The 23645-nt window shown below is 41.6% G+C and carries 20 protein-coding genes, 1 riboswitch and 1 other annotated feature; of the genes, 17 read left to right on the forward strand and 3 right to left on the reverse strand.

From position 1 onward, the window contains the following. Nucleotides 1–166: 166 nt before the first annotated feature. Nucleotides 167–408: a binding site (T-box leader), on the forward strand. A gap of 62 nt (nucleotides 409–470) precedes the next feature. Both pheS and pheT read left to right on the forward strand, forming a co-directional pair. Then, nucleotides 471–1505: a phenylalanine--tRNA ligase subunit alpha gene (pheS, locus tag GJU41_RS15895; RefSeq protein ID WP_070876329.1), complete on the forward strand. Its 1035-nt coding sequence runs from the start codon at nucleotides 471–473 to the stop codon at nucleotides 1503–1505. Between the two features lie 14 nt (nucleotides 1506–1519). Next, nucleotides 1520–3934, forward strand: coding sequence for a phenylalanine--tRNA ligase subunit beta (gene pheT / locus GJU41_RS15900; protein WP_070876331.1), 2415 nt, complete (start codon nucleotides 1520–1522; stop codon nucleotides 3932–3934). 53 nt (nucleotides 3935–3987) lie between these two features. Here pheT and bioA read toward each other — a convergent pair whose 3' ends face one another. Beyond that, a complete protein-coding gene (bioA, locus tag GJU41_RS15905; protein ID WP_070876333.1) occupies nucleotides 3988–5367 on the reverse strand; it encodes an adenosylmethionine--8-amino-7-oxononanoate transaminase in 1380 nt (459 codons plus the stop codon). A gap of 141 nt (nucleotides 5368–5508) precedes the next feature. On the opposite strand from bioA, the gene GJU41_RS15910 reads away from it, so the two are divergent. Beyond that, nucleotides 5509–6096, forward strand: coding sequence for a biotin transporter BioY (locus tag GJU41_RS15910; protein ID WP_070876335.1), 588 nt, complete (start codon nucleotides 5509–5511; stop codon nucleotides 6094–6096). Further along, entirely contained in the window at nucleotides 6093–6800 is a 708-nt protein-coding gene (bioD, locus tag GJU41_RS15915) for a dethiobiotin synthase (protein ID WP_070876337.1), read from the forward strand. Before GJU41_RS15910 ends, bioD begins: the two co-directional genes overlap by 4 nt. A 39-nt stretch (nucleotides 6801–6839) precedes the next feature. Here bioD and rnhC read toward each other — a convergent pair whose 3' ends face one another. Further along, nucleotides 6840–7775: a ribonuclease HIII gene (gene rnhC, locus GJU41_RS15920; protein ID WP_154319089.1), complete on the reverse strand. Its 936-nt coding sequence runs from the start codon at nucleotides 7773–7775 to the stop codon at nucleotides 6840–6842. A gap of 104 nt (nucleotides 7776–7879) precedes the next feature. Between rnhC and zapA the strand changes: the two genes are divergently transcribed. The 13 genes from zapA to GJU41_RS15985 all read left to right on the forward strand — a co-directional run bounded on the left by zapA (nucleotide 7880) and on the right by GJU41_RS15985 (nucleotide 23013). Further along, nucleotides 7880–8152, forward strand: a complete 273-nt coding sequence (gene zapA / locus GJU41_RS15925) for a cell division protein ZapA (protein WP_070876341.1) — start codon at nucleotides 7880–7882, stop codon at nucleotides 8150–8152. An 8-nt stretch (nucleotides 8153–8160) separates the two neighbouring features. Then, nucleotides 8161–8703 carry a CvpA family protein gene (locus tag GJU41_RS15930; protein WP_154319090.1) on the forward strand — a complete coding sequence of 181 codons (543 nt, stop codon included), beginning with the start codon at nucleotides 8161–8163 and terminating at the stop codon, nucleotides 8701–8703. Between the two features lie 136 nt (nucleotides 8704–8839). Continuing rightward, entirely contained in the window at nucleotides 8840–10561 is a 1722-nt protein-coding gene (polX, locus tag GJU41_RS15935) for a DNA polymerase/3'-5' exonuclease PolX (RefSeq protein WP_154319091.1), read from the forward strand. 29 nt (nucleotides 10562–10590) lie between these two features. Next, a complete protein-coding gene (locus GJU41_RS15940; protein WP_070876346.1) occupies nucleotides 10591–12948 on the forward strand; it encodes an endonuclease MutS2 in 2358 nt (785 codons plus the stop codon). Between the two features lie 21 nt (nucleotides 12949–12969). Beyond that, nucleotides 12970–13374: a DUF350 domain-containing protein gene (locus tag GJU41_RS15945; protein ID WP_070876348.1), complete on the forward strand. Its 405-nt coding sequence runs from the start codon at nucleotides 12970–12972 to the stop codon at nucleotides 13372–13374. 255 nt (nucleotides 13375–13629) lie between these two features. Next, complete coding sequence (locus GJU41_RS15950; protein WP_070876350.1) at nucleotides 13630–15318, forward strand: AMP-binding protein; 1689 nt, start codon at nucleotides 13630–13632, stop codon at nucleotides 15316–15318. A 219-nt stretch (nucleotides 15319–15537) separates the two neighbouring features. Further along, nucleotides 15538–16122 carry a fatty acid metabolism transcriptional regulator FadR gene (gene fadR, locus GJU41_RS15955; RefSeq protein ID WP_070876352.1) on the forward strand — a complete coding sequence of 195 codons (585 nt, stop codon included), beginning with the start codon at nucleotides 15538–15540 and terminating at the stop codon, nucleotides 16120–16122. A gap of 49 nt (nucleotides 16123–16171) precedes the next feature. Continuing rightward, nucleotides 16172–16945, forward strand: a complete 774-nt coding sequence (locus GJU41_RS15960) for an enoyl-CoA hydratase (RefSeq protein ID WP_070876354.1) — start codon at nucleotides 16172–16174, stop codon at nucleotides 16943–16945. A 75-nt stretch (nucleotides 16946–17020) separates the two neighbouring features. Continuing rightward, a complete protein-coding gene (locus GJU41_RS15965) occupies nucleotides 17021–17794 on the forward strand; it encodes an electron transfer flavoprotein subunit beta/FixA family protein (protein ID WP_070876357.1) in 774 nt (257 codons plus the stop codon). Nucleotides 17795–17848: 54 nt separating this feature from the next. After that, nucleotides 17849–18826, forward strand: coding sequence for an electron transfer flavoprotein subunit alpha/FixB family protein (locus GJU41_RS15970; protein ID WP_070876359.1), 978 nt, complete (start codon nucleotides 17849–17851; stop codon nucleotides 18824–18826). A gap of 159 nt (nucleotides 18827–18985) precedes the next feature. Further along, nucleotides 18986–19300 carry a thioredoxin gene (trxA, locus tag GJU41_RS15975; protein WP_070876361.1) on the forward strand — a complete coding sequence of 105 codons (315 nt, stop codon included), beginning with the start codon at nucleotides 18986–18988 and terminating at the stop codon, nucleotides 19298–19300. A 325-nt stretch (nucleotides 19301–19625) separates the two neighbouring features. Then, nucleotides 19626–21398: an excinuclease ABC subunit UvrC gene (gene uvrC / locus GJU41_RS15980; protein WP_070876363.1), complete on the forward strand. Its 1773-nt coding sequence runs from the start codon at nucleotides 19626–19628 to the stop codon at nucleotides 21396–21398. Between the two features lie 67 nt (nucleotides 21399–21465). Beyond that, a riboswitch (Lysine riboswitch) is annotated at nucleotides 21466–21650 on the forward strand. A gap of 130 nt (nucleotides 21651–21780) precedes the next feature. Further along, nucleotides 21781–23013 carry an aspartate kinase gene (locus tag GJU41_RS15985; RefSeq protein WP_070876424.1) on the forward strand — a complete coding sequence of 411 codons (1233 nt, stop codon included), beginning with the start codon at nucleotides 21781–21783 and terminating at the stop codon, nucleotides 23011–23013. Nucleotides 23014–23053: 40 nt separating this feature from the next. On the opposite strand, the gene GJU41_RS15990 is transcribed toward GJU41_RS15985, so the two are convergent. After that, nucleotides 23054–23488 (reverse strand): YslB family protein, encoded by a 435-nt coding sequence (locus GJU41_RS15990; RefSeq protein ID WP_070876426.1) that lies wholly within the window; start codon nucleotides 23486–23488, stop codon nucleotides 23054–23056. Between the last annotated feature and the right edge of the window lie 157 nt (nucleotides 23489–23645).

A 23645-nucleotide genomic window follows, 5' to 3' on the forward strand; every position in this document is an offset into this window, starting at 1 on the left:
TGTCTAGCTCCATCGCCCAACTCCTCGGCCAGAACGGCTCAGTATTGGCAAAAAGCGCCTTTTCTGTCGGATCCTTATCTGTCTGTCTGCGCTAACCGGGCGATTCCGCTTTTCTAGTCTTGCATGAACAATTTCTTTTCATTATAATAAGATACAGTTACATACTCTAACAGCGATGATAGAGAAGAGTAGTTTACGGGAGCGTCAATCAGGGAGAAAATGCCGGTGACTGAGAGCATTTTTTTGACTGCGGTAAATGAATTCACCTCTTTAGCTGGCATCAGGACCATTCGGCTTTTGAATGTAAAGATGTTCCGGATCAATTCCGTTATCTTAGAACGAAGTGAACAGCTTATGTTTTTTTGCTGTTAACAAGGGTGGTACCGCGATATTCAACTCGTCCCTTTTTTGGGCGGGTTTTTTATTTTGGAAAAAAATGAATATTCATTTGAAATAAAGGAGGAAACAGCATGCAGGAACAACTGAAACAGCTTCAGTTAGAAGCACTTGAAAAAATACAAACAGCAAATGATTTAAAAAGCCTGAATGACATCCGTGTCTCATACTTAGGCAAAAAAGGACCGATCACAGAAGCGCTGCGCGGTATGGGAAAATTATCTGCAGAAGAGCGTCCGTTAATGGGGGCCCTTGCAAATGAGGTCCGTGAAAGCATTGCGACGAGCATTGCAGCAAAACACGAAAGCCTTGAGGAAGCTGCAGTTGAGGAAAAACTGGCTGCAGAAACAATCGATGTGACTCTTCCTGGACGTCCGGTCCGAGCTGGTAATCATCATCCTATTACAGCAGTTATTGAGGAAATTGAAGATCTGTTTCTTGGCATGGGTTATTCAGTTGAAGAGGGCCCTGAAGTTGAAACGGATTATTTTAACTTTGAAGCATTGAATCTTCCAAAAGGGCATCCTGCGCGGGATATGCAGGATTCGTTCTATATTACAGATGAAACGCTGCTGCGCACACATACATCTCCTGTTCAGGCCAGAACGATGCAAAAGTACAAAGGGCAAGGACCTGTTAAAATCATTTGTCCGGGTAAAGTGTACCGCCGCGATAACGATGATGCGACACATTCCCATCAATTCACTCAAATTGAAGGGTTAGTAATCGATGAAAACATCAGCATGAGCGATCTAAAAGGAACACTGGAAGCCTTTGCTAAAAAGATGTTTGGAGAAGACCGCGAAATTCGTTTGCGTCCAAGCTTCTTCCCATTTACAGAGCCTTCAGTAGAGATAGATGTTTCATGCTTTGCGTGTGGAGGACATGGGTGCAATGTATGTAAAGGCACTGGCTGGATTGAAATTTTAGGTGCAGGAATGGTTCATCCGAACGTTCTAGAAATGGCTGGATTTGACTCGAAAAAATACAGCGGATTTGCATTTGGAATGGGCCCTGAGCGCATTGCCATGCTGAAATACGGCATTGACGATATTCGACACTATTACACAAATGATGTTCGTTTCTTAAAACAATTTAAAAGAGCATAAAAGGAGGTTTACCGATGTTTGTTTCATATAAATGGCTGCAGAATTACGTTGATCTCAGCGGAATATCAGCAGAAGAACTGGCAGAAAAAATCACTAGAAGCGGGATTGAAGTAGAAGGTGTTGAAACACTGAACGAAGGCATGAGCGGTGTTGTAATTGGTCATGTGCTTGAAAAAGAACAGCATCCGAATGCTGATAAGCTGAACAAATGCTTAGTAGATGTCGGAGGAGAACTGCCTGTACAAATAATATGCGGTGCTGCAAATGTTGATAAAGGCCAAAAAGTAGCGGTAGCAACTGTGGGTGCCGTTCTTCCTGGAAACTTTAAGATTAAAAAAGCTAAGCTGCGCGGCGAAGAATCAAACGGAATGATCTGTTCTCTGCAGGAGCTCGGAATTGAGTCAAAGCTTGTGGCAAAAGAATTTTCTGAAGGGATTTTTGTTTTCCCGAATGACGTTCAGCCAGGTGCAGATGCTCTTGCTGAGCTGAGCCGTGATGATCAGATTCTTGAGCTTGGATTAACACCTAACCGTTCAGATTGCTTAAGCATGCTTGGTGTAGCACACGAAGTAGCTGCGATTTTAGGAAGAAGTGTCACATATCCTGACCTTACACATGTGGAAGCTTCTGAAAAGGCTGCAGATTATATTTCAGTATCAGTCGAGGCTAAAGAAGAGAATCCTTTATATGTAGCGAAAGTGATCCGCAATGTGCGTATTGCACCATCACCTCTATGGCTTCAAACGCGGTTAATGGCTGCAGGAATTCGCCCGCATAATAATGTTGTGGATATTACCAACTATGTATTAATTGAATACGGTCAGCCTTTGCATGCCTTTGACTATGACCGCTTAGGTTCAAAAGAAATTCTTGTCCGTCTAGCTGAAGCTTCTGAAGAAATCGTCACACTGGATGGCCAGAAACGTATCCTGACTTCTGAACATCTTGTTATTACAAATGGAAAAGAGCCAGTTGCTCTTGCAGGCGTGATGGGCGGAGAAAATTCTGAAGTTCATTCAGATACAACAACGATCCTGCTTGAGTCTGCGTACTTTAATGGTCAAACTGTCCGAAAAGCTTCTAAAGATCATGGACTCCGCAGTGAAGCAAGCGCGCGTTTCGAAAAAGGCGTTGATCCAAACCGTGTGCGCGCTGCAGCAGAACGTGCAGCACAATTAATGATTGAGCTTGCAGGCGGCGAGGTTCTTAATGGATCTGCAGAAGTAAATTACTTAGAGGCAGAACCGGCTGTAGTCGGCATTCATGCAGATAAAATCAACAAAGTGCTTGGAATGAACATTTCAGTTAATGAAATTCAGTCGATTTTCACTCGACTTGGTTTTGAAGTCAAGGAAGATAACGGATTATTTACGGTTACTGTTCCGACAAGACGCGGGGATATTGCGATTGAAGAAGATTTAATTGAAGAAGTAGCCAGACTGTATGGGTATGATAATATTCCTTCCACATTCCCGGTCAGTGCATCTTCACCAGGCAGGCTGACTGAATATCAGTCTAACCGCCGCAAAGCACGCCGTTACTTAGAAGGAGCAGGCTTGTACCAGGCGATTACCTATTCATTAACAAGCGAAGAAAAAGCATCTCAATTTGCTCTTGAAGCATCAGACTATACTCGTCTTGCTATGCCGATGAGCGAAGAGCGCAGCGTGCTCCGCTTAAGCTTGGTTCCGCATTTGCTGGAAACACTGAAATACAATCTTGCTCGTCAAAATGACCAAGTGGCACTTTATGAAATGAGCTCGGTTTTCATTTCAAAGGGAGCAGGCGAACAGCCTGTTGAAAAAGAACGGTTAAGCGGTGCTGTTACTGGTTTGTGGCATTTAAATCAATGGCAGGGCGAAAAGAAGCCGGTAGATTTCTATGTAGTAAAAGGAATTCTTGATGGATTGTTTGATGTCCTTGGATTGAAAGAGCAGATCACATACAAACAGGCTAAGCGCGATGGGCTTCACCCGGGACGTACGGCTGAAATCTTGCTTAATGGCCAGACTGCCGGATTCATAGGCCAAGTTCATCCAAAACTTCAAAAACAAATGGACCTGACTGAAACATATGTATTTGAACTTGCCTTACAGCAGCTTTTGGAAACGAATCTTGAAGAATTAAAGTTTTCTGTGATTCCTCGTTTCCCTTCAATGACACGGGATATTGCCCTTGTTGTTGACAGAGGAATTGTTGCAGGCGATCTTAAAGAAACGATTTCTGAAGCAGGCGGCAAGCTTCTAAAAGAAGTGTCTGTATTCGACTTATATGAAGGCGATAGACTCGAAGAAAATAAGAAGTCGCTTGCCTTCTCTCTGCGCTATTTCGATCCTGAGCGCACATTAACAGATGAAGAAGTAGCGAAGGCTCATGAAAAAGTGCTTCGTGCTGTTGAAGAGAAATATGCAGCGGTGCTGAGAGGTTAATGATTGACATGAAAAGCAGTGAAATCTCATTAGATATCACTGCTTTTTTCTGTTCAGTTTTTCTCTGTAATGTCTCTGATAGACTGATAAAGAATGTCAGCCATCTCATCCAATTCCTCTTTTGCAGCTGCAAGCGGCGGCATAAATACAATGACATTTCCGAGTGGTCTGAGGAGCATGCCGAGTTCTCTTGCCCGTCTGCAGACTTTAACTCCCACCCTGTCCTTCCAATCAAACGGCTCGGCTGTGTCCTTATTTCTCACTAATTCAATCCCGATCATAAAGCCTTTTTGCCGAATATCACCCACGTGGTCCAACTGTGAAAAAGCTGATAATTGAGCTGCCAGATATTCTGACATGATCTCCACTTCTTGTATGAGATTCCGCTTCTCTATTAATTCAAGATTTGCAATGGCAACAGCACAGCCTAGAGGGTTTCCTGTGTAACTGTGACCATGGAAAAACGTTTTTTGCTCCTCATAGTCCCCTAAAAATGCATTGTAAATCTCTTCAGAAGCAACAGTTATAGCGACAGGAAGATATCCGCCTGTCAGTCCTTTTCCAGCGGTTAAAAGATCAGGAGTTACATGCTCGTGCTCACATGCAAACATTTTCCCTGTTCTGCCAAACCCCGTAGCGACTTCATCCGCAATCATAAGGACCTCATATTTTGTACAAAGCTCTCTCACGCCCCTCAGGTAACCTTCCGGCATCACAATAATACCGCTTGCACCTTGAACAATCGGTTCAATAATCAGAGCAGCAATTTCATCAGAACGTTCTGCTAATAGCTTCTCTAATTCTTTTAACGATTCACGAACGATGACAGTTTCAGAATTGCCGAATGGTGAACGGTATACTGCAGGGTATGGAATTTTAATGCAGTCAAAAAGGAGTGATGAATAGGCTTTATGAAACAGGTCGATGGCTCCTACTGAAACCGCACCTATCGTATCTCCGTGATAAGCTTCCTTCATCGTAATAAATTGTTTCTTATTCCCTTTTCCTTTATGTTGCCAATATTGAAAGGCCATTTTAACAGCAATCTCTACAGAAGTTGCCCCTGAGTCTGAATAAAACACCTTTGTGAGTCCCTCTGGCATAAGGTTAATGACTTTTTCGGCCAAAAGAATGGCAGGAACATTTGCCATGCCAAGCAGGGTGGAGTGTGCTACTTTTTCCAGCTGCTGTTTGATTGCCTCATTTAATTCTTCTACATTGTGACCGTGTACATTTAACCAGATGGAAGAGACGCCATCCCAATATTCTTTGCCGTTTACATCTATCAGTTTTCGCCCTTTCCCTTCAGCGATAATAACAGGCTGATCTTCTATGTAATCTTTCATTTGGGTAAAAGGATGCCAAATATATTGCTTGTTTTTTGCTGCCAGTTCTTCGTAGCTGATATCAGTGAGTGCCGGACTTTTGTACATGGTGAGCCCCCTGTAAGAATTTTTTATAACTCTATCGTATAAACAGAAAACACTATATGTCAACCAAAAAAATAATTAAGTTGACATATATGTTTTGATGTAGATAAAATGAAGAAAAATAGAAAGAGAGGAAGAAAAAGGATGAAGCGTTCGCTGTCGGTCTATTCCATTTCAGTTGTATCAATGTTTGCTGCTCTAACAGCAGTAGGAGCCTTTATTAAAATACCGATGCCGGTTATTCCATTTACTTTGCAGATTCTATTTGTCTACCTTGCAGGTGCCCTTTTGGGGAGCAAGCTTGGTGCAATGAGTCAAATGCTGTATATTGGGATCGGACTTGCCGGGCTTCCGGTATTTTCAAGCGGAGGAGGACTTTCCTATATTTTTCAGCCGACATTCGGTTATTTAATCGGATTTGCTGCTGCAAGTTTTGTCATCGGCTATATACTTGAAAGATGCAATCAGCCAAAGCTGAAGCATTTTCTATTTGCTCATTTTACTGGTCTTATCATTGTATATTTATTTGGCGTAGGCTATTTATATCTCTCGCTAAACACCTGGATTGGAACAGGGATTTCATTTAGCGCAGCATTTTACAGCGGTTTTCTGCTGAGTGTATTCGGCGATTTGCTTCTGTGTTTCGGAGCTTCTCTATTATCACTAAGATTGTATAAATCCGTGCCCAGGCCATTGGTCAATGTCTCCTATTCAGGGGAAGCGAAGGGATGAGCGGGATATTTATTACTGGCACTGACACAGGCATCGGAAAAACGTTTGTAACCGCATATTTAATCGGAATGCTTCAGCGTTCCGGGATAAAAGCCGTTCCGTACAAACCTATTCAAAGCGGCGGAAGGCGGGAAGCAGGCTGTCTGGTTGCAGAGGATATTGAAGAATATCGCCTTGCCGCAAATTTGCCCTATCAGCAAGATGACCTATGTACTTACTGTCTGGAAGAACCACTGTCCCCTCATTTAGCCGCGAAAATATCAGGCACTAAAATTGATAAGGATCGACTGGTCAATCAATATCTCAAGCTTCAAAAGGAAAACGATATTGTGATCGTAGAAGGGGCAGGCGGGCTGGCAGTGCCTCTTGCTGAAAATGAAGATGGATTCTATTTAACGAAAGATCTTATTAATGAGCTGAACATTCCTGTCCTGATTGTTACTCATCCCGCACTTGGAACGATTAATCACTCCTTGCTGACAGCAGAATATGCAAAGAAAAACGGGATAGCCGTTCTTGGATTTATCCTCAACAACATGTCTCAGGAAGAGTCTCTGATGGAGCAGGACAATGTTAGGATGATTGAGATTTTGAGCGGCGTTCCTGTAATTGGGAAAATTCCATACTCGAAGGGGAAATATGAAAGTTTATTAAATCGTGAGCCTCTTATTCCCATCGATCAAATATTAAAAAAACAGCGGTAAAATCAATGAGATTTTGCCGCTGTTTTTATTAGGTTTAATCTATCTTTTTTTCTTGGCAGCCAATTTTTTTGCTTTATCAGTATTGGCAAAATGAAACTTTGTTAAGTTTTTCAATATGTCTTCACCTTTTTTTATAATAATGGCTGCTGCCGCTTCGTCAACCTTTGCTCCAGCACCTTTAGGGAGTATCATCCCGGCTTTTTCAGACAGACGATCCATTTCCTTGAGGAAAGCATATCTTGCCAAAATGGAAGCTGCTGCAACCGCCAGGTGGATTCCTTCTGCTTTTGTACTGAAAAAAGTATTTTCTTTACGGTAGGAATTTCCGCTAAGATGCTTGAAATAGATGGAAGGCTCTGCAAACTGATCGATTAAAACACCTTCAGGAATTTCAGGTGCGATCTTATCGTAAAGTTTGTTGATCGCCTGATTATGAAGGATGGCCTTCATTTTCCCCTGTGACATTCCTGTACTCTGCAGCTGATTGTATTTTTCATTATGCAGAACCAGCAGGCTGTAAGGAATGATAGAAAGAAGATCTTTGGCAATGGCCGTAATTTGTCTATCATTCAGATGCTTTGAATCTTTCACTCCCAATTCCTGAAGCAGGGGAATCTGCTCTTTTTTCACATAGGCTGCTACAACAGTAATCGGCCCAAAGAAATCGCCTGTTCCAACTTCATCCGATCCTATAATGGAGAGAGTTGATATGTTCGCCGGCGGACTAAAAACAGTAAGAGGCTTCGAAGGTTTCTTAGTAGTCTTTTGTTCAGGCTTTGACCACTTTTCTGCTTCTTCTGCGGCCAGATTGCCCTGAAACAGAACTTTGCCTGATTTGTAGGCAGTAATGGTACACCCGTTTGATTTAGCAGTAAATACAGCACCCGGCGGGAGCTTTGAGCCTAGATCCGAAGAGTAGTAGGATTTCATTTTCAGGATGGTCGGCTGATCAATTTTAATAACGGCATTGGACAAGAGATGACACCTCTTTTAAAATATGATTGATACTGGATATTGATTGGCATTATCTTTCCATTATACTAGATATCATGTTATGATAAAGATTAGGATTCTCAAGAATGGAGGATTTTTCGTTGGATAACCACTCAAAAAAGAAAACGACAGTTGATATATATGGACAGCAATTTTCAATAGTAGGCACGGAGAGCACAAGTCATGTGCGCCTGGTGGCTTCTATTGTTGATGATAAAATGCGTGAAATCAGCAGCAAAAGTCCTAATCTGGATATTAATAAGCTGGCAGTTTTAACTGCAGTGAATGTTGTGCATGACTATTTAAAATTAAGAGACGAATTTGAAAAACTAGAGAAACAAATCATAGAAAAGGATTGACGCGGTAAATGCTTGATATTGCACTTTTCATCATTTTGGCCATGGGCCTATTAGTCGGATTAAAACGCGGCTTTATTCTTCAATTCATACATCTTACAGGGTTTATCATCGCCTATATTGTAGCATACAAATACTTTGGTGTTTTAGCGCCAAAGTTAGAGCTGTGGGTTCCTTACCCATCGTTTGGCGAGAGCGGATCCGCTATTTCCTTTTTTACAGGCGGAAATCTTGAAGATGCTTACTATAGAGCAGTAGCGTTTGTCATTTTATTTATCGGCACAAAGATCTTGCTGCAGGTAGTAGGATCTATGCTTGATTTTGTTACATACCTTCCAGTTCTTAAACAGCTGAATAAATGGGCTGGCGCCATCTTAGGATTTCTCGAAATCTATTTAATCCTTTTCATCATGCTGTTTATTGGGGGGCTTCTTCCTATTCCGGAAGTCCAGTCAGCAATGGGGAATTCAGGACTTGCGAAGGTTATCGTTCATCACACGCCGTATTTTTCTGATAAAGTTCAGGAATTATGGCTGCAATATGCACCGAATTAACTTCTCCTCCAATTAGGAGAAGTTTTTTTGGTAAAAGGTCTTTTATCCCTTTGTTGTACTTTTGAAGAAAATATTTGTATCATTTTAAATGAGCCCCAATAGATGGAAAAACGACTTGACCCGAGGTGAAGGAACAATGAGCGTACATAAAAAAGATGTCATTAAATTACTTGAATATATAGCTGTACACATGGAACTGAAAGGAGAAAATCCGTTTAAGATCGCAGCTTTCCGGAAAGCTGCCAATGCCCTCGAAACAGATGAAAGAAGCTTGTCTTCAATCGAGGATTTTACAAAAATCGCAGGAATCGGAAAAGGAACAGCTGCGGTCATTACTGAGTATATCCAAGAAGGAAAATCAAAAACACTGGAACAGCTTCAGTCAGAAGTTCCTCAGGGGCTTATTCCGCTCCTGAAGCTGCCTGGACTTGGCGGTAAAAAAATTGCAAAGCTATATAAAGAGCTTGGGGTAACGGACGTTGATTCTCTTAAAAAAGCTTGTCTTGAAGAGAAGGTACAGAGTCTTGCCGGGTTCGGGAAAAAAACAGAAGAAAAAATCCTCGCTGCGATTGGTGAAATTGGAACCCGTCCTGAGAGGCTGCCGTTATCATTTGCACTGCCGATTGCAGAGGAAATTGAGACGTATTTAGAAACTTGTGAAGAGGTTCAAAAATACAGCAGAGCAGGCAGTCTCAGACGAATGAGAGAAACCGTCAAAGATCTGGATTTTATTATCGCAACTGAGCATCCCCAATATGTCAGAGATCAGCTCGTAAAAATCCCGAATATCTCAGAAATCATTGCAAATGGAGACACAAAGGTCTCTGTACAGCTGCAGTATGAATATGAAATCGGAGTGGATTTCCGGTTAGTGACTCTTAATGAATTTGCCACGACACTTCATCATTTCACTGGTTCAAAGGATCACAACGTAAAAATGCGGCAGCTGGCAAAAGAACGCGGAGAAAAAATCAGTGAATATGGGGTTGAAAATAGTGAGACAGGTGAAATGACAACATTTTCAACGGAAGAAGAATTTTACGCTCACTTTGATCTGCCTTTCTTCCCTCCTGAAATCCGCGAAGACGGGACGGAAGTAGAAAAATATCTGAAGGATACCAAGCTGATATCTGCTGATGATATAAAAGGAGATCTTCATATGCACTCGACTTGGAGTGATGGAGCCTTTACAATCAGTGAAATGGCAGAGGCGTGCAGAATGCGAGGGTATCAGTATATGGCCATTACAGATCACTCACAATATCTTAAAGTTGCAAATGGCCTGACTCCTGAACGATTAAAAGCACAGCGGAATGAAATTGACAAATTAAATGAACAGTATAAGGATTTTAAAATTTTTGCAGGAGTTGAAATGGACATCTTGCCGGATGGCTCACTTGATTATGATGATGAAGTATTAGAAGGAATGGACTTTGTCATCGCGTCGATTCATTCCAGCTTTTCTCAATCACAGGATATCATCATGCAGCGCCTGAAAACGGCTCTTGAAAATCATCATGTAGATATGATTGCACATCCTACAGGCAGACTGATCGGCAGAAGAAGCGGATATGAGCCGGATGTTGACATGCTGATTCAGCTTGCAAAAGAAACAAATACTGTTTTAGAGCTGAATGCAAATCCGAACAGACTGGATTTGAGTGCTGAGCATATTAAAAAAGCGCATGAATCAGGTGTAAAACTTGCAATCAATACAGATGCACATAATATAGACATGCTTGAAGATATGAAAACAGGTGTTTCAACAGCAATAAAAGGATGGGTGAAAGCAGAAAACGTAATCAATACGTGGGATCTGAATCAGCTGCAATCCTTTTTTAACAGGCATAATAAGTAGCCTAAAAGACAGCAAGGAGGCTGTATATCGTGCAGCAGCGTGTGTTAAAAGTATTAGAATTCAATAAAGTTAAAGAACAGCTTTTAAAGCATATATCTTCTTCATTAGCAAAGGAAAAAGTGGAGAGGCTTGTTCCATCCACTGATTATGACGAGGTAAGAAAATGGCAGGAACAGACAGATGAAGCTGCAAAAGTCCTTAGGCTGAAAGGAAATGCTCCTTTTGGCGGTCTCGTTGATATTCGAAAGAGCATTAAACGGTCTAAAATCGGCGGTATGCTGAATCCTCACGAGCTGATGGAGATTGCGGGAACTCTTTATGCAGGCAAGCATATGAAGCGGTTTATTGAGGACATGGTGGAAAATGGAATCGATATTCCTCATCTGGACGGATTTGCAGCCGAGATTCAGCCCCTGCAGGAGCTGGAGCAGCTCATTATTCACTGTATTGGCGATAATGGAGAAGTTCTCGACGGAGCAAGCGATGCTCTTCGTTCGATTCGGACATCATTAAGAACAACAGAGTCAAGGGTGCGAGAAAAGCTTGAGTCGCTGATCCGATCTTCTTCTGCTCAAAAAATGCTTTCTGACGCTATTATTACTATACGTAATGACAGGTATGTGATTCCTGTTAAGCAGGAATACCGTTCAGCATACGGCGGAATTGTCCATGATCAGTCTTCATCAGGAGCAACGTTATTTATCGAGCCTCAGGCAGTAGTTGACTTAAATAACACGCTTCAGCAGGCGCGCATGAAAGAGAAGATTGAAATTGACCGCATTTTAACAGAAATTACGGTGAAAGTGGCTGAAGAAGCCGAGCCTCTCTTGGTTAACGTAGAAGCGCTCAGCGAAATGGATTTTATGTTTACGAAAGCAGCGTACGCGGAAAAAATAAAAGCTTCAAAGCCTGAAATGAATAACAGCGGAAGAATTAAACTTTTCAAAGCAAGACATCCGCTTTTGAACGCGGAAGAAGTTGTCGCAAATGACATTGAACTTGGCGCTGAGTTTACGACAATTGTTATAACAGGGCCGAATACAGGCGGAAAAACAGTAACCCTGAAAACAGTCGGTCTATTTACATTGATGGCGCAATCCGGACTGCAGATTCCATCTCTTGACGGCTCCGAAATGGCAGTGTTTGAAAATGTATATGCGGATATCGGAGACGAACAGTCGATAGAGCAAAGCTTAAGTACATTTTCTTCTCACATGGTAAACATTGTGGATATTTTAAAGCGTGTTGACGATAACAGCCTGGTATTGTTTGATGAGCTTGGTGCAGGAACAGACCCGCAGGAGGGAGCAGCACTTGCCATCTCCATTTTGGATGAAGTTCATCATCGCGGTGCTAGAGTGATCGCCACAACGCATTATCCTGAACTAAAAGCATACGGATATAATCGTGAAGGTGTTGTTAATGCAAGCGTTGAATTCAATATTGAAACATTAAGCCCTACTTATAAGCTTTTAATCGGCGTTCCCGGCCGAAGCAACGCATTTGAAATTTCAAAGCGGCTTGGCCTTATGCAAACAGTCATTGACCGTGCAAAATCCCATATGAGTGCTGAGAGCAATGAAGTAGATTCAATGATTGCGTCGCTTGAAGAGAGCAAAAAACGCTCAGACTCAGAGCTTACTGAAGCAGAAGAATTGCGCAAAGACGCAGAAAAGCTTCATTCAGAGCTGCAAAATCAAATTCTTTCATTCAACGAAGAACGCGACAAACTTTACGAACAGGCAGAAAAAAAGGCGGCAGAAAAAGTTGAAGCGGCAAAAGCGGAAGCAGAGTCCATTATCCGCGAATTAAGAAAGATGCAAAAAGAACACCGAACTGGTATTAAAGAACATGAATTAATCGATGCTAAAAAACGTCTTGAAGAAGCGGTGCCTGAATTTGAAAAAAGCAGCAAACAGCCGAAAACGAAGACGCAGAAGCATCAGTATGCAGAAGGCGACGAAGTGAAGGTCATCAGCTTCAATCAAAAAGGCCACTTGCTCTCTAAAGTAGGCGATAAGGAATGGCAGGTGCAGATAGGCATTCTGAAAATGAAGGTAAAAGAAGATGATCTGCAGTACATCAGCAGACCTAAGCCTGTCGAAACGAAACCTCTTGCAATGGTAAAAGGAAAAGATTATCATGTCTCCCTTGAACTTGATTTAAGAGGCGAACGGTATGAAAATGCCCTCCTTAGAGTAGAAAAATATATGGACGATGCCGTACTTGCCGGCTATCCGCGAATTTCCATCATTCACGGAAAGGGGACAGGAGCACTTCGGACAGGTGTGCAGGAATATTTGAAAAAGCACAGAAACGTTAAGAGCACCCGCTACGGGGAATCAGGAGAAGGCGGTTCAGGCGTTACGATTGTTGAATTAAAATAATCGAAATATGGGAGATATGAAATGAATCAATTTTGGGAGAATGAATTCGTTCAGACTGCAGCTTATTATAGCGTCGTCATCTTATGTATCGTTGTGTTTCTGACCATTTTTGAACTTGTGACCAAATATAATAACTGGGAAGAAATTCAAAAAGGCAATCTTGCAGTTGCGATGACGACGGGCGGCAAGATATTTGGAATTGCCAACGTGTTCCGTTTTTCAATCGGACAGCATGATACGCTATTTGAGATGGTCGGCTGGGGAATGTTTGGTTTCGTATTATTGCTTTTAGGCTATTTTATCTATGAATTTTTAACGCCTAAATTCAGAATCGATGATGAAATTCAAAATGACAATCGTGCGGTAGGCTTTATTTCCATGGTCATTTCAATTGGTCTGTCCTACGTGATCGGCGCAGGCATATAAGGGGAGAAAACAGTGGAAACATTAGCGAAAGTACTGCTTGGCATATGCGGTTTGTTTATTGTAGTAGGCATTATTTTTATGGTTTTTTTCGCTTGAAAAAATGAATATTATGAAGAAAATCCGGATTTCATGACATGAATCCGGATTTTTTTAATACAATTAAAATAATTAAAAGTATTTTATATTCTGAATATAACTTTGGTATACTTTCTTTATAAGCCAAAAGTCATGATGGCAACAAAGGGAGGAAATAAAATGGAAGTTCAAAAACCTTGGCTTCATCTATATCCTGAAGAAATACCTCATAATGCTGAAATTGACAACAAGCCTCTTCAATCTTATCTCGCGCAGGCAGCACAAGAATTTCCGGCAAAGACAGCTATTCATTTTTTAGGCAAGGAACTGACTTTTACAGAGGTTTATGAACAATCTTTAAAATTTGCCGGCTACCTCCAGGATCTTGGGTTAAAGAAAGACGAAAGAGTATCTATTATGCTGCCGAATTGCCCGCAGGCAGTCATTGCTTATTATGGAATTTTATTTGCCGGAGGAATTGTCGTTCAAACGAATCCTCTTTATATGGAAAGGGAGCTTGAGTATCAGCTGAATGATTCTGATGCGAAATACATTATTACGCTTGATCTCCTTTATCCAAGAGTCTCAAAAATGAAAGCGCTGACAAGCATTGAGCATATCATTGCGACAAGTATAAAAGATTATCTGCCTTTCCCGAAAAACCTTTTATATCCTTTTGTGCAGAAAAAGCAGAATCAAATCGTTGTAAAAATTGAGCACAGCGGCCACACGCATTTATTCAAGGAAATCATGAAACGGGAAAGCACATCTATTGAGGAAATAGAGACAAATCCTAAAGAAGATATTGCCTTGCTGCAGTATACAGGAGGAACAACCGGTTTTCCAAAGGGAGTTATGCTGACGCATGAAAACCTGGTTGCAAATACGTCCATGTGCTCATCCTGGATGTATAAATGCAGACGCGGAGAGGAATCAGTGCTTGGCATACTGCCGTTCTTCCATGTTTACGGGATGACAGCTGTTATGAATCTATCGATTATGCAAGGCTTTAAAATGATCCTGCTTCCCAAATTCGATGCGACAGATACGCTTAAAGCCATTGATAAATTAAAGCCTACGCTGTTCCCTGGAGCACCTACTATTTATATTGCATTATTAAACCATCCTGATTTGAAAAACTATGATCTTTCATCTGTTGAATCATGTATTAGCGGATCAGCTCCGCTTCCGGTAGAAGTCCAGGAGAAATTCGAGCGCGAGACTGGCGGAAAGCTTGTGGAAGGCTACGGCTTGTCAGAAGCATCTCCTGTTACGCACTCAAACTTCCTCTGGTCACACCGGAAAAAAGGAAGTATAGGTGTGCCATGGCCTAATACAGAATCTATTATTCTCTCATTTGAAACGGGCAAGCAGGCAGAATACAATGAGCTTGGAGAAATTGCTGTGAGAGGTCCGCAGATTATGAAAGGGTACTGGAAAAAACCAGAGGAAACAGAAGCAGTATTGAAGGAAGGATGGCTATTAACCGGTGACATTGGCTATATGGATGAAGAAGGATATTTTTATATCGTAGACCGGAAAAAAGATATGATTATCGCTGGGGGATTTAACATTTATCCGCGTGAAATTGAAGAGGTTTTATATGAGCATGAAAAAGTGCAGGAAGCAGTAGTAGCCGGTATACCGGACCCTTACCGAGGTGAAACGGTGAAGGCATATATCGTTTTAAAAGAAGGGGCGGAAGCGACTGCACAGGAATTTGACGAATTCGCCCGCAAGCATATGGCAGCATACAAGATCCCGAGAATCTATGAATTCCGCAAAGAGCTTCCCAAAACAGCAGTCGGGAAAATTTTAAGGCGCTCACTTGTAGAAGAAGAAAAAGAAAAATTGAAAAATGCCAATTAATCAGGAAAGCCATTTCTCTTAAAACGCCGTATTAGATAAAATAGAAAGCAATAAGAATAGAAAAATGATAAAGAACCATCTCTTTCTATTGCTGAGAGGGTTCTTTTCATCTATTATGATGAAAGATAAAATCAATCTTTTTTCTTGACAGATGGATGATGTAATTTTATGATTAAAATATGAATGATGATTCATTCAGTTTGAAGGGACGAATTCATATTGAAACAGAAAAGACCAAAATATCTCCAAATTATAGATGCGGCTGTCATTGTCATTGCTGAAAATGGCTATCACCATGCACAGGTTTCGAAGATTGCCAAGCAGGCAGGAGTCGCAGATGGAACCATTTATCTTTATTTTAAAAATAAAGAAGATATCCTGATTTCCTTGTTTCAGGAAAAAATGGGCGTATTTATCGAAAAAATTCAACAAGAAATAGCAGGAAAGGACACGGCGGCGGAGAAGTTATACATGTTGATAGAAAAACATTTTTCTCTTTTAGCCGAAGATCATCATCTTGCCATTGTTACCCAGCTTGAACTCAGGCAGTCAAATAAAGATCTTCGCCTGAGAATCAATGAGGTTCTGAGAGGGTATTTAAACATTCTTGATTCGATTATTCAAACAGGAAAAGAAACATCCGAATTCAGTGAAGCCCTGGATACACGTCTGGCGAGGCAGATGATATTTGGAACCATTGATGAAACGGTGACAACATGGGTCATGAATGATCAGAAATTTGATCTGACTGCACTTGCAGGAAGCGTTCATGAACTTATGATCAAAGGCTGCGGAAGGGTTTAACAAAATCCTTCCTGACGTAACTGTTTAAATGTATAAGGAGGCCTGAGCTGTGAATTATTTAAATGTTAAAGTAGAAGATTATGTTGCGGTCGTAACCATTCACCAACCTCCCGCAAACGCCCTTTCATCTTATGTTTTGAAAGAGCTTTCATCCCTGATGGATGAGTTTGAAACAAATAAAGACGTCAGGGTCATTGTCATTAATGGAGAGGGAAGATTCTTCTCAGCAGGGGCTGACATCAAGGAATTTGTTTCAGTGCCGAACGGGGAAGAGTTCTCTAAGCTTGCTGCAAACGGACAGGAACTTTTTGAGAGAATCGAAACATTCAGAAAACCAGTCATCGCGTCGATTCATGGAGCTGCTTTAGGCGGGGGCCTTGAGCTTGCAATGAGCTGCCATGTAAGGCTTGTTACCGAGAATGCAAAGCTCGGGCTGCCTGAGCTTCAGCTTGGACTCATTCCAGGCTTCGCAGGCTCGCAGCGTCTTCCTAAGTATGTAGGAGAAGCGAAAGCGCTTGAAATGCTGCTGACAAGTGAACCGATCAGAGGAGCAGAGGCAGCCCAATACGGTCTTGCCAACCATGCTTTTGCAGAAGAAGCCTTATTAGATGAGACGATGAAGCTTGCGAAGAAATTTGCTGCAAAAAGCCCGATATCTGTCAGTGCAGCCATCGATTTAATCAATGCGTCTAAAACACTTCCGTATCATGATCGGGTGAAAAAAGAAGCGGGCTATTTCGGGACTGTATTTGAAAGCGCAGATGCAAAAGAAGGAATCAGTGCTTTTCTTGAGAAAAGGCAGCCGCAGTTCAAAGGCGAATAAATGATGTGATAAAACGTTCCTGACGTTTTTTCTATACAACTAAATTGAATGCTTAACGTAAATAGGGGGATGGACATGAACATTTATGTAATCATGAAGAAAACGTTTGATACAGAAGAAAAAATAACGCTTCAAAACGGCAAAATCAATGAAGATGGCGCAGAATTCATTATTAATCCTTATGATGAGTATGCGATTGAAGAAGCGATTCAGCTACGCGATGCAAACAGCGGCGAAGTAACCGTTGTGACAATCGGCGGGGAAGAAGCTGAAAAAGAATTGCGTACAGCTCTTGCAATGGGGTGTGACAAGGCTGTATTAATTAATACGGAAGATGATCTTGAAGATGGAGATCAATTCACAACTTCAAAAATTCTTGCTGAATTCTTCAAAGATAAAGATGCAGATCTAATCTTAGGAGGAAATGTTGCGATTGACGGCGGATCTGGACAAGTAGGACCTCGTCTTGCTGAACTTTTGGATATTCCTTATGTAACAACGATTACAAAGCTTGAGATTGATGGAAACAAAGCGACAGTCGTCCGCGATGTTGAAGGTGATTCAGAAGTCATTGAAACGACATTGCCATTGCTTGTTACAGCACAGCAGGGTCTGAATGAACCGCGCTATCCTTCTTTGCCGGGTATCATGAAAGCAAAGAAAAAGCCTTTGGATGAACTGGAACTGGATGATCTTGATCTTGAAGAAGATGAAGTTGAGCCTAAAACGAAAACAATCGAAATTTATATGCCGCCTAAAAAAGAAGCGGGTAAAGTACTTCAAGGCGATTTAGATGCACAAGTGAAGGAATTGGTATCTCTTCTTCGCAACGAAGCAAAAGTAATCTAAGTATTTACCTGAAAGCAGATTTTTCAATCAAACGTATAACAGGGGGACTTTATAATGGCAAGAAAAGTACTGGTATTGGGAGAAGTACGCGATCAATCTTTGCGCAACGTGTCTTTTGAGGCGATTGCAGCAGGTAAAACGATATCCGAAGGCGGCGAGGTAACAGCTGTTTTAGTTGGCGACAGTGTAGCAGCTTTAGCTGAAGAAATGATTCATTATGGTGCAGACCGCGTCATTACAGTTGAAGACGAAAAATTGAAAACGTATACACCTGACGGCTATTCACAGGCATTGCTTGCCGTTATCGAAGCTGAAAAACCGGAAGGCCTTGTTTTCGGGCATACAGCTCTTGGAAAAGACTTATCACCCAAAATCGCTGCAAAGATTGGATCCGGATTAATTTCAGATGCTACAGATTTAGAAGTAGCAGGCGGAAATGTCGTATTCACACGTCCGATCTATTCAGGAAAAGCTTTCGAGAAAAAGATTGTGACAGATGGAACGATTTTCGCAACAATCAGACCAAATAACATTGCTCCTCTTGAAAAGGATGAAACAAGAACGGGTGAAGTTTCTTCTGTTTCAGTGGAGATCAAAGATCTTCGCACAATCGTAAAAGAAGTGGTGCGCAAAGCAACAGAAGGTGTTGATCTTTCTGAAGCTAAAGTCATTGTAGCCGGCGGACGCGGAGTAAAAAGCACAGACGGCTTTAACCCGCTGAAGGAGTTATCAGATGTTCTCGGCGGAGCGGTCGGAGCTTCCCGCGGTGCCTGTGATGCTGATTATTGCGACTACTCGCTGCAAATCGGCCAAACAGGAAAAGTTGTCACTCCTGACTTGTACATTGCATGCGGTATTTCTGGAGCAATCCAGCATTTAGCCGGTATGTCTAACTCAAAGATTATTGTTGCAATTAACAAAGATCCTGAAGCAAACATCTTCAAAGTAGCCGATTATGGCATTGTCGGAGATTTATTTGAAGTTGTACCGATGCTGACGGAAGAGTTTAAGAAATTAAAAGTTCATTCTTGATTCCTAAAAACACGCTCTTAGCGGCGTGTTTTTAATTTGAATGAAAATATGTTTTTCATCACAAAGTAAGGGAAAAGGAATAGTGAGCAAAAAATTAGCAGGTCACATTCTTTAATGCTATACTTTAAGCATCACTTGAACATTTAGGAGGAAAATATAATGGCAATTACTAATGTAACAGACCAAACTTTTACAGCTGAAACTAGCGAAGGCGTCGTACTGGCAGACTTTTGGGCTCCTTGGTGCGGACCTTGCAAAATGATTGCACCGGTACTTGAAGAGCTTGATCAGGAACTAGGCGATAAAGTGAAAATCGTTAAGCTTGATGTTGACGAAAACCAAGAAACTGCAGGCAAATATGGTGTTATGAGTATTCCAACATTGCTTGTTTTCAAAAACGGCGAAGTTGTAGACAAAACAGTTGGCTTCCAGCCTAAAGAAGCTCTAGCTGATCTATTAAATAAACACGCATAATCATGATGGAGAGAAGATCCGGTATTCCGGATCTTTTTTTATGTCTGCAAAACAGGTCATCTGCCGAAAAAATTGTCAATTATTGCTCAGGAAATGATTTGGTGCAATAGACCTAAAATTTAGGAAGGCAAGTGCCTGAAGCGGAAAGCAGCGGGCAACATTTATAATTAAAAACAACAATCTATGCAAAAAAGCCGAAGGTAAAGAATCCTTGGAGGCAAACAAAAGACTCCAGTTCTCTAAAATGGTACAATAAAGGGTATAACTTGCCGCTGATGACCGATACTTATTCTGCGCTAATCTTCAAGGAAACGGAGTGTCCGCTATGGAGCAACTAATTAAAGAAAAGCTGGCACTTCTGCCAGACCAGCCGGGCTGTTATTTAATGAAAGACCGTTTCGGAACGATTATTTATGTTGGAAAAGCAAAAGTTCTTAAAAACCGGGTGCGGTCTTACTTTACCGGATCACATGACGGGAAGACACAACGGCTCGTAAATGAAATCAAGGATTTTGAATATATCATCACGTCTTCAAATATTGAAGCATTGATTTTAGAATTAAATTTAATAAAAAAGCATGATCCTAAATACAATGTCATGCTGAAGGATGACAAAACGTATCCTTTTATTAAAATTACAGCTGAACGGCACCCTCGTCTGATTGTTACGAGAAATGTCAAAAAAGATAATGGGAAGTATTTCGGGCCATATCCAAACGTCCAGGCGGCGAGAGAGACCAAAAAGCTGCTCGACCGTCTTTATCCACTAAGAAAATGTACTACGCTTCCTGATAAAGTTTGTCTTTACTATCATATCGGACAATGTTTGGCCCCCTGTGTCTATAAAGTAACACAAGAGCAAAACCGGCAAATGGTCGATGAAATGTCCCGTTTCTTAAAAGGCGGTTTTAAGCAGATTAAAGAAGAACTTTCAAAGAAGATGCTGGCTGCTGCTGAGAATCTGGATTTTGAACGGGCAAAAGAATACCGTGATTCCATCGCCCATATTGATGCTACCATGGAAAAACAGAAAATGACGCTGAATGATTTCGTCGATCGTGATGTGTTTGGCTACTCCTATGATAAAGGCTGGATGTGTGTTCAGGTTTTCTTCATCCGTCAGGGGAAATTGATCGAGCGTGATATTGCCATGTTCCCGCTGTACCAGGAACCCGATGAAGAATTTTTAACGTTTCTTGGACAGTTTTACTCCAAGAACAATCATATTCTGCCTAAAGAAATACTGCTGCCTGAAAGCGTTGATCATGAAATGGCAGAACAGCTCCTTCATGTTTCAGCCATCCATCCAAAGCGTGGAAAGAAAAAGGATCTCGTATTGCTTGCCCATCAAAATGCCAAAATCGCTTTAAAAGAAAAATTTTCACTCATTGAGCGTGATGAAGAAAGAACGATCAAAGCAATTGATCAGCTTGGTGAAAAAATGGGAATCTATACACCGGCAAGAATTGAAGCATTTGATAATTCAAACATACAAGGGACAGATCCTGTATCTGCGATGATTGTGTTCATAGATGGCAAGCCTGCAAAAAAAGAGTATCGTAAGTACAAAATTAAAACAGTGCAAGGACCAGATGATTACGAGTCTATGCGTGAAGTAGTCCGCAGAAGGTATACGCGCGTGCTAAAAGAGGAGCTGCCGCTTCCTGATTTGATTATCATTGACGGAGGAAAAGGGCATCTGGCTGCAGCTCAGGATGTACTGGAAAATGAACTCGGTTTATCCATCCCTGTCGCAGGGCTTGTAAAGGATGAGAAGCATCGGACTTCTAATTTAATGATCGGGAGCCCTCCGACTGTCATTGAACTTGAACGCAACAGCCAGGAGTTTTATCTGCTGCAGCGAATTCAGGATGAAGTGCATCGATTTGCGATTACTTTTCACAGGCAGACAAGAGGAAAAACAGCCTTTCAATCGATCCTGGATGATATACCAGGAGTCGGGGAAAAGCGGCGCAAAACTTTGCTCAAGCATTTCGGATCTGTTAAAAAAATGAAAGAAGCAAGCCTCGAAGAGCTGATGGCGGCAGGGATTCCGGCAAACACGGCACAGCTTATTGCAGAAAAATTGAAAGAATAGATTGCACAAAGACAAATTCTTTGCTACAATTCTAACTAATTTGATAACCAGATCGTTTAGTTCGTTAAATGATGGTAGAGGTGCGAACTTCAAGAGTAGCCCTTCCGAGGAAAATGGAATCCTTTGAAGATGGGTGAAAGGGGAGAGTCGCCGAAGCAAAAAAAAGAGCCATTTCTTTCTTTTGCTGGTTTTACGTTTAATAGACGTAAAATTGTCAAGAAGATGTATTTTTCTTGGAGCGCTATCTCATTGTATGAATGAAGTTCCATTATTCGTTTATGCAAGCAATGAGATAGAGAATCTCATTGCTTTTTTGCGTTTTCTGAGATTCTCCCTTTTACCTGCTGACGATCAATATAAACTTGAAAGGCGAGAGGCTGATATGGGTTTAGTTGTACAGAAATTTGGAGGCACATCTGTTGGATCTCCGGAAAAAATCATGAATGCTGCAAGAAGAACAATCGAGGAAAAAATGAACGGGAATGATGTCGTTGTTGTTGTTTCGGCAATGGGGAAAACAACGGATCATTTAGTTTCACTGGCAGCTGAAATCACTCAAAAACCAAGCAAGCGCGAAATGGATATGCTTCTGTCAACTGGTGAACAAGTGACAATTTCTCTTTTGACGATGGCTCTTCAGGCTCAAGGATGCGATGCTGTTTCTTACACTGGCTGGCAGGCCGGCATTAAGACTGAAAATGTCCACAGCAATGCGAGGATTTCAGGGATTGATTCGGAAAAAATCAAAAATCAGCTCCAAGCTGGAAAAATTGTTGTCGTTGCAGGCTTTCAGGGACTAGCAGACGGACAGGAAATAACAACGCTCGGCCGCGGCGGTTCAGATACGACAGCTGTTGCCCTTGCTGCTTCTCTAAAAGCTGATAAATGTGATATTTATACAGACGTAACAGGTGTCTTTACGACAGATCCGCGCTTTGTAAAAAGTGCAAGAAAACTAGACGGCATCTCTTATGATGAAATGCTTGAGCTTGCTAATCTTGGAGCAGGCGTTCTCCACCCCCGTGCTGTTGAATTTGCAAAAAATTACGGAGTTCCCTTGGAAGTCAGATCAAGCTCAGAAAAAGAAAGAGGCACGTTAATTGAGGAGGAAACAAAAATGGAACAGAATTTAGTTGTTAGAGGAATTGCGTTTGAAGATCAAGTTTCAAGAATAACGGTTTGCGGATTGCCGAGCGGCCTTTCCGCCCTGTCAACCATTTTCAAAACGCTTGCAAGCCACGGAATTAATGTGGATATTATTATTCAAAGTTCAACAGACAGCAGCCTCGCCTCTCTATCTTTTTCTGTGAAAACAGGTGATGTCGAAGAAACAGTTCACGTCCTTGAAACCTATCAATCAGAGCTTGGCTTTGAAAAAATAGAATCAGAAGGCGGCCTTTCAAAAGTCTCCATCGTCGGATCCGGCATGGTATCAAATCCTGGTGTAGCGGCAGAAATGTTCGATGTTCTTGCCCAAGAAGGAATTGAAGTGAAAATGGTCAGCACATCTGAAATTAAAGTGTCAACTGTTATCAGCCATGCTGACATGGTAAAAGCGGTTGAAGCGCTGCATGATGCTTTCGAATTATCACAGCAGCCTGCACAGGTGCTGTAAGCGATATAAAAAAGGGGTGGGTATATAGATACCCATCCCTTTAATCGTTGCCGAATTCCATGTCTTTGTAGTCCCATTTCACTGTAAAATGCACTTTATCTGCACGTTTTTTTACTTGTTCATAGGTTTCTGTAATCTGCTTGTTCATCCGCTGCACCTGCTGGGCGAGAAATCCCGCTTCAAGCTGAAAAGAAGGCTCTTTCATCGTCTTGAATCTTGTTTTGATCAGTTCGCTCTCAAGCTGAAATTCCATTTCATCTTTTTTCTTATGTACCAATGTAAGAGTTCCAAAGCCGGCTAATGAAAAGAAAGCAATAAGCTCTTCAATTGATTCTGCAGGATATTTGCGCGCAAGGCTCTTGCCTGCCCAGTAAAGCATAGATGCGGACTCGTTTCCAAGAATATCAGGAATAAGAACTTCCCGCAGCAGCTCATAGGCGAATGCGGGCACTTGCATGTCCCTCAGCTGCGTCATATCGATTTGTTCGCTGGTTTTTTTCACATTCTTCCCCTCTTTCTGACTTTATTATATATCAAGTTGGTCTGGTAAGAACATGCAATAAAAGTAAATTACAAGCTCTAAAACCGCTTTGAAAGTATTTCAGGAAAATAAAAATAGGGAGAAAATAAGA

Source organism: Metabacillus idriensis (genome assembly GCF_009674765.1).
Classification (GTDB): Bacteria; Bacillota; Bacilli; order Bacillales; family Bacillaceae; genus Bacillus_P; species Bacillus_P idriensis.